Source organism: Clostridium sp. (genome assembly GCF_051654825.1).
Lineage (GTDB): Bacteria > Bacillota > Clostridia > Clostridiales > Clostridiaceae > Clostridium.
Genome location: NZ_JBOFYU010000185.1, coordinates 1 through 7322, shown reverse-complemented (window position 1 = coordinate 7322; position 7322 = coordinate 1). Strand labels below are relative to the sequence as shown.

Here is a 7322-nt window from a genome sequence, read left to right as displayed (position 1 = left end):
CACATATTTTAGAAGAAATGGGACTTGAAGTAGTTGGTACTCATGGAACTACTGCAGCCTTAGCTCTTTTAAATGATGCAGTAAAAAAAGGTGGAGTAATGGCTTGTAGTCACGTTGGTGGATTAAGTGGTGCATTTATTCCAGTTTCAGAAGATGCAGGAATGATAGATGCAGTACTTAATGGTTCATTAAATCTAGAAAAACTAGAAGCAATGACAGCTATTTGTTCAGTAGGATTAGATATGATAGCAGTTCCAGGAGATACACCAGCAGAAACTCTGGCAGCAATGATAGCAGATGAATCAGCTATAGGAATGATAAACAACAAAACTACAGCTGTAAGAATTATTCCTGCACCAGGATGCAAAGTTGGAGATGTAGTAGAGTTTGGGGGATTACTAGGAACAGCACCTGTAATGCAAGTAAATAAGTATTCTTCTTCACTATTTATTCAAAGAGGTGGAAGAATACCAGCTCCTATACATTCATTTAAAAACTAAACATTTAAAAGCATTAAATAACTTAAATCCAATCATTATAAAAATATGATTGGATTTTTTACTTTTGGTTAAAAAAATAAAAGCATATGAAGGTGAAATAAGTATATTTAATAATCCAATAGAAAATGAGAATTATATTAAAAACAATATAGGATATGGCACAGTATCATAGTTGAACAAGTAGTTCAGATAGATACTGTGCCATATCTTATTTTGTTGATGATATATAGTTTTTTACATTTTCAAGAACTGAATCTTCTCCAACGTAAACAATAATGTCGTTAGTTCTAATTTTAAAATAAGGTCCTGGAGATAAGAAGTGATCACCATTTCTTTTAACAGCTATAATAGTAGCTTTCGTATTATGCCAAAAGTTAAGTTCACCTATGCTCTTATCAACAGCTATACTTCCTTCTTCTACAACACTTTCAAAGGGGATAATTGACCCTACATTTCTAAGTTGAGTTGCAAATTCTATAATAGCATTTAAGTTTTTTTCAAGCTTAGAATCTATTTCCTTTCTTTTATGTATAAGATTAAAGGTTTCTTTATTAAGAGTTGTAAAATCAGATTGAGTTTTAAATTTATTTAAAAATTCCTTTGCATTTGATTTTTTATTAATTATAATTCCACTTTTTTCATTAACTATAACAACATCCATATCCTTAAGTAGTGCAAGGGATCTTCTTATAGTTTCAGGAGATACATTGTACAAGCTTACTAATGTAGTTCTTCCTGTAATCTTACTTCCTTCTACAAAATCGTTATTTACTATTCTATGAGCAATATCTATAGCGATTTTGATGTAGTTTGGGGTTTTAGTTTGTTTTGCCATATATAAACACTCCTTTACATAAAAAGTTTATCATTATAATTATGAAATGTAAAATATTTATGTATAAAATATATAAGTTTTATTATGAAAAGATTATTAACTTTATAGATGAAAAGGAAAAGTTGAATTTACAAATTACTTGACCTATAATTAAAGCATTAGTTATTCTAAGGGGAATTTAATATGATTGACAATTTAGATTTAGAAAAAAAAATACTCAGAGATAAAAGAAATAGTATAAATGAAGAACTTGAAGAAAAGAGAAAAAATCAAAATAATATAGGAACTAAGCTTAAGGTGTTAACTAAAGAAGCTAAGGGAAGCTATAGTGAAGAAAAGGAAACAACAGAAAAAATATATTCCGTTTTAAAAAAGGATATAGAAAGCTATGAGGAAGCATTAAAGGTTCCTTATTTTGGTCGTGTTGATTTTAGAGAAACAAGGGGAGCAGAAGAAAGCATTTATATTGGTAAGCAGGGAATAACTTCTACAAAAGATGCTGAAGAGGTAGTAGTTGATTGGCGAGCACCAGTTTCAGATCTTTATTATAGTGGAACAGGTGGATATGCATACTATAAGGCTCCTTCAGGAATTATTGAAGGAAACCTATCATTAAAAAGAAAATTTTTATATAAGGATGATGAAATATCAGAGCTATTTGATGAGGGAATAAATGAAATAATTATAAATGATGCTGAAGGAACAGATTTAGTTGATGAATTCCTTAAAATAAACCTTGAAGAAAGCAGAGGTAAAAAGTTAAAGGAAGTAGTAGCTACTATTCAAAAGGAGCAAAATGATATAATTAGATGGCCTAAAAACCTACCATTAATAGTTCAAGGGTCAGCAGGTTCAGGAAAAACTACAATAGCCCTTCATAGACTTGCTTATCTTTTATATAGATATGCAGATACTATTTCAGGAAAGGATATTTTAGTTTTAGCTCCAAATAAGCTGTTTTTAGATTATATATCTGAAATACTACCTAATTTAGGAGTTGAAGAAGTAAAGCAAACTACCTTTGTAGATTTTGTATGGAAAAGGCTTAAATTAAAGGGAAAAGTAAAAACTAAGGATGAAAAAATAAAGGAAATAATAGAATTAAATGATGAGGACAGAAAGACTTTAATAACTGAATCATCAAGGATAAAGGGAACTTTAGAGTTTAAATCTGTTATAGATAGATATATTAGTTTATTAGAAAGTAATTCTATAGATATACAGGACATAGTCGTTAAAGGCTATGTAATATTTAATAGAAGAGAAATAATGAGATTATACTTAAAGGATTTAAAAACTTTTCCTATAAATAAAAGAAAAGATGAAATAAAAAGGTATTTAGGATTAAAATTAAAGGAAAAGATTGAAATCCTATGTATGCAAATAGATATGGAATGGTCAGGGAGCATAAAAAATATAAGGCTTGAAATGCCAGATGGCGAGGAAAGAAGAAAAAAGCTAATAGAACTATATGAGCAAAGAGATGAAATTAAAAAGTATCTTAAAGCTAACACCAAAAAGGAAATGAATGAATATTTTAAAAGTTGGAGAGGAATAACATCTAAAGATATTTATTTAAATCTTTTTAAAGATACAGAGCTATTTGAAATAGCTACACTTGGAGAAATAGATGAGAAAGTAGCTTTATTTATGAGAAATGAAGCTATAGAAAATCATGAAAATGGTATAGTAGATGAAGATGATTTAGCTGCTCTTTTATATATAAACTTACTTTTAGAAGGAATAGAAGAAAAAGAAAAGTTTATGCATGTAGTTGTAGATGAAGCTCAAGATTACAGTCCTCTTCAAATTTATTTAACTAATAGATTTTCAAAGGGAAATTCATTAACACTAGTAGGGGATTTAGCTCAAGGAATTTATTATTATAAAGGAGTAAAGACTTGGGAGGATATAACTGAAGGTGTATTTAGCGGAAAAGCAACTTATATACAATTAACGCAAAGCTATAGATCTACAGTAGAAATTATAGATTTTGCTAATAATGCTTTAGAAGCACAAAATTTAGGATTAAAGCCTGCTAAGCCTGTTTTAAGACATGGTGAAAAGCCTAAAATAATAAATTGCAAGGATAAAAAGGAAAGCATAAAAGAAATAGATAACATTATAAAAGAAATAAAATCCATAGGAAAAAGCAGTATTGCTATAATTACAAAAAGTATAGAAGAAGGTAAGGATTTAGAAAAATTAATCAAAAAATTAGGAGAAAATAAAGCTAAACTTATTAAGGGTTCAGAAAAGGAATCTTCTGATGATGTGATTATAATACCTTCTTACTTAACTAAGGGATTAGAGTTTGATGCAACTATTATATATAATCCATCTCAAGAGAGTTATAAAGATGAAATACTTAATCAAAGACTATTATATGTTTCTTTAACTAGAGCATTGCATTTAGAATATGTTTTATCTATAGATTTATTAACAAGTATGATAAAATAAAAACAATTAATTAATAATAATTATTATTTCGGAGCAATAATGAGTATATAAAGGATACATTCAAATAATAAAGAAATTTAAACTTTGTTACGAATATATCAGTATGTTAAAATATTCATTGGAATTACTAGAATTTATTTAAATTTATATATAAAAAAATATATTTGGGAGGTAGTATTAATGGCATCAGAAAATTTAAAAGAAAATATATACTGGGTAGGGGTTAAGGACCCAGAACTAAGAATTTTTGATATAATTATGGAAACTAAAAAGGGAACAACTTACAACTCATATGTAATAAATGATGAAAAGGTTGCAGTTATAGATACGGTAAAAACTGGCTTTTATGATGAGTTTAAGAAGAATTTAGTAGAAGTTATAGGTGATAAAAAGGTGGATTACGTAATAGTTCACCATACGGAATTAGACCATAGTGGATCATTAATTAAATTAATAGAAGATTATCCAGAAGTTAAGGTAGTAGGTTCAAAGGCGACATTAAATTATTTAAAAAATATTTTAAATAGAGATTTTAATGGAGTAGAAGCAATTGAAGATATATCATTAGGTAAACAAACACTTCAATTTATTTCAGCACCTAATTTACATTGGCCAGATACAATTTTCACATATGTTAAAGATAAAAACTTTTTATTTACATGTGACTTTACAGGATGCCATTATAGCCCAGTTGGAAATATGACTGATAGCTTTGGAGAAGAGTATTTTGTAGAAATGAAATACTATTTTGATTGCATAATGGGACCATTTAAAAAGTATGTTAATCGTGGATTAGATAAGATAAAAGATTTAAAAATTGATTTTATTGCTCCAAGTCATGGACCTGTTCACACTGATAATATTGAAGGTATCTTAAATCTTTATAGAGAATGGGCAAAAGAAGTTCCTGTTGATAATAAAAAGGTAGAAATATTCTATATTTCAGCTTATGGAAATACAGAAGCTATGGCTAACTTTATGAAAGATAAGTTAGAAGAAAAAGGTTTTAAAGCTGATGTAACAGAAATTACTACATTACCATTAGAAGAATGTGCAGCTAAAATAGAAAGAGCTAAAGGATTTATGGTTGGTTCTCCTACAATAAATCAAGATGCTGTAAAACCATCATGGGATTTACTTTCAGTAGTTAGTCCTGTTGTAAATAGAGGTAAAGCAGCTTTAGCATTTGGATCATTTGGTTGGAGCGGTGAAGGTGTAAGAATGCTTACAGATAGACTTAAGGATTTAAAGCTTAAAACAATAGATGGTGGATTACCATTCTGCTTTGTTCCTTCAAAAGAAGACTATAAAAAGGCTGAAGAAGCTGTTAATAAGTTTATAGAATTAATGTAATAAAAAGCTGGTAGATGAATCTACCAGCTTTTTGAATTTATTCAATTATTCCTGAAATATTATTTAAGAAATTATTTTTAAGATCTAGTATTAAAATTTCGTTATTATACTTCTTAGAAGCTTTAATATTATGTACATTTAAATTTTCAAAACCAAAGTTTTTAAAATACTCTTCATTATATATGGTGGTAACAAAGCTATATCCTAATGCATGTGCTAGTAAAAGTCCTTGCCTTATAAGGGCCTTTCCAACACCTTGATTTTGAAACCTTTCTTTTACAGAAAGAAGTGAAATATTTACACCTGGATATAAGGTATCATTTTCTTTTATAAAAGTTTTTGTAAAACTAATATATCCTGTTATTTCTTCAATATCTTCAGCTATTAATGATAATTCGTTAATATAGCTAGTAGTAGTTCTTAAGTGGTTAATTTCATCTATTTTAATAGAATCCTTAAATATTGATTTTAAAAGTTCATCTATTAAAATATAATCATCCTTATTTTCTCTCCTTATTATCATAAAATTCTCTCCAATCCTTTTAAATATATTTAAGAATATAATAAACTATAAAATTCGTTTAAACAAGAAATAGAATAATTAATATAAATTAAAATAAAATTTACAAATGAAATAAAAAGTTTACTAGTAAATTTATAATAAATAGACTTATAATAAAAGGTAGAATTAAAAAAAGAGGAGATAAACAAATGAATTACATTATTTTAATAATTGGATTTGTTCTTTTAATTAAAGGAGCAGATATATTTGTTGATGGAGCATCAAAAATTGCAAAGAAGTTTGGAATTCCTGCTGTTATAGTTGGGTTAACAATAGTTTCACTTGGGACAAGCGCTCCAGAGCTAGCAATAAGTTTAATTTCATCATTACAAGGTAATAATGAAATAACAATAGGTAATGTATTAGGATCAAATATATTTAATACATTAATGGTTTTAGGTGTAACTGCTATAATTATGCCAATAATTATAAAAAAAGCTACTATACTAAAGGATTACTTAGTTAATACTGTAGTGGCAATAGCATTATTAGCATTTACATTTGGTGGAATGTTATTTGGTAAAGAACCTTACATATCAAGAATTTCTGGAATAATATTTTTAATTGCATGTATTATTTATACTATTTATTTAGTTAAGGTAGCAAAGTCAACTAATATAGAAGATGAAGATAAAGAAGATACTTCAGATGTAAAAATGACAAGCTGTTTAATTAAAATAGTAATAGGGGCAATAGGTGTTATTATAGGTGGAAAGCTTGTTGTAGATTCAGCTACTGCAATTGCTTATTCATTTGGAATGAGTGAAAAGCTAGTTGGACTTACTATAGTAGCAGTTGGGACATCATTACCTGAATTAGTTACTTCAATGGTAGCAGCATTAAAGGGGGAAAATGATATAGCCTTAGGAAATGTATTAGGTTCAAATATATTTAATATATTACTTATTTTAGGTGCATCTGCAACTATTAGTCCAATTCCTGTAGCTACTACATTAGGGTTTGATGTTATATTCTTAATTATTGTTACAATAATTCTTGGAATATTTATGTTTAATGGAAAAAAAGAAGAAACAAAGCTTTCAAAAAAAGAAGGAATAATTTTAGTTTTAATTTATGTTGCATATGTTGTTTACATAGTTATGAGAAATTAGTGAAAAGGCATTTATCCAAAGAGGGTAAATGCCTTTTTAGCTTTTCATTTTGATAATTATTGATAGAGTTATAATTATTTTGATTTATTTATGGGAATAGTAAAGAAGAATTATATTTATTAGAATGGAGATGTGATTGATGAAGGTAGTACAATCAACATGCAATTATTGTTCCCTTGCATGTAATTTAGATTTTCATACAGAGGATAATGAAGTTAAAAAAATAATACCTACTAAAGGATATCCTGTAAATAGAGGTTTTTGTTGCATAAAAGGATTAAATTTAGATAAACAAAACACTAAATTTCCAGGGAGTAATTTACCTTTATTAAAAAATGATAAAGGTGAATTTGAAGAAATTTCATGGGATGAGGCATATAAAATATTTGTAGATAAAATGACAGGAATTCAAGAAAAGTATGGTAAGGAAAGTGTTGCATTTTTAAGTACTGGGCAAATTCTAACTGAAGAATGTGCATTACTTGGATTAGTTGGAAGAA

At 27.6% G+C, this 7322-nt stretch carries 7 protein-coding genes; 5 read left to right on the top strand and 2 right to left on the bottom strand.

Annotated features, from left to right (window positions below):
* Window positions 1-500, top strand: a 500-nt coding sequence (locus tag ACRDBA_RS10845; RefSeq protein ID WP_438572931.1) for a DUF711 family protein, incomplete at its 5' end; no start/stop codon positions are given.
* Between the two features lie 208 nt (window positions 501-708).
* On the opposite strand, the gene ACRDBA_RS10840 is transcribed toward ACRDBA_RS10845, so the two are convergent.
* On the bottom strand, window positions 709-1335 hold the full coding sequence (locus tag ACRDBA_RS10840) for a TrkA C-terminal domain-containing protein (protein ID WP_438572930.1): 627 nt from the start codon (window positions 1333-1335) through the stop codon (window positions 709-711).
* A 183-nt stretch (window positions 1336-1518) separates the two neighbouring features.
* Between ACRDBA_RS10840 and helD the strand changes: the two genes are divergently transcribed.
* Together helD and ACRDBA_RS10830 are read left to right on the top strand one after the other, a co-directional pair.
* A complete protein-coding gene (gene helD, locus ACRDBA_RS10835) occupies window positions 1519-3795 on the top strand; it encodes an RNA polymerase recycling motor HelD (RefSeq protein WP_438572929.1) in 2277 nt (758 codons plus the stop codon).
* A gap of 180 nt (window positions 3796-3975) precedes the next feature.
* A complete protein-coding gene (locus ACRDBA_RS10830) occupies window positions 3976-5148 on the top strand; it encodes an FprA family A-type flavoprotein (RefSeq protein WP_438572928.1) in 1173 nt (390 codons plus the stop codon).
* A gap of 37 nt (window positions 5149-5185) precedes the next feature.
* On the opposite strand, the gene ACRDBA_RS10825 is transcribed toward ACRDBA_RS10830, so the two are convergent.
* Window positions 5186-5671, bottom strand: a complete 486-nt coding sequence (locus ACRDBA_RS10825) for a GNAT family N-acetyltransferase (RefSeq protein WP_438572927.1) — start codon at window positions 5669-5671, stop codon at window positions 5186-5188.
* Between the two features lie 188 nt (window positions 5672-5859).
* Here ACRDBA_RS10825 and ACRDBA_RS10820 point away from each other — a divergent pair, with 188 nt between their 5' ends.
* Both ACRDBA_RS10820 and ACRDBA_RS10815 read left to right on the top strand, forming a co-directional pair.
* Complete coding sequence (locus ACRDBA_RS10820; protein WP_438572926.1) at window positions 5860-6822, top strand: calcium/sodium antiporter; 963 nt, start codon at window positions 5860-5862, stop codon at window positions 6820-6822.
* Between the two features lie 139 nt (window positions 6823-6961).
* The coding region (locus ACRDBA_RS10815) for a molybdopterin-dependent oxidoreductase (protein ID WP_438572925.1) at window positions 6962-7322 on the top strand (361 nt) is incomplete at its 3' end.

Excerpts from the sequence above, each read along its gene's own strand:
- ACRDBA_RS10825 (WP_438572927.1), bottom strand. The coding sequence starts at position 5,671 with ATGATAATAAGGAGAGAAAATAAGGATGATTATATTTTAATAGATGAA.
- ACRDBA_RS10820 (WP_438572926.1), top strand. The coding sequence starts at position 5,860 with ATGAATTACATTATTTTAATAATTGGATTTGTTCTTTTAATTAAAGGA.
- helD (WP_438572929.1), top strand. The coding sequence starts at position 1,519 with ATGATTGACAATTTAGATTTAGAAAAAAAAATACTCAGAGATAAAAGA.
- ACRDBA_RS10830 (WP_438572928.1), top strand. The coding sequence starts at position 3,976 with ATGGCATCAGAAAATTTAAAAGAAAATATATACTGGGTAGGGGTTAAG.
- ACRDBA_RS10840 (WP_438572930.1), bottom strand. The coding sequence starts at position 1,335 with ATGGCAAAACAAACTAAAACCCCAAACTACATCAAAATCGCTATAGAT.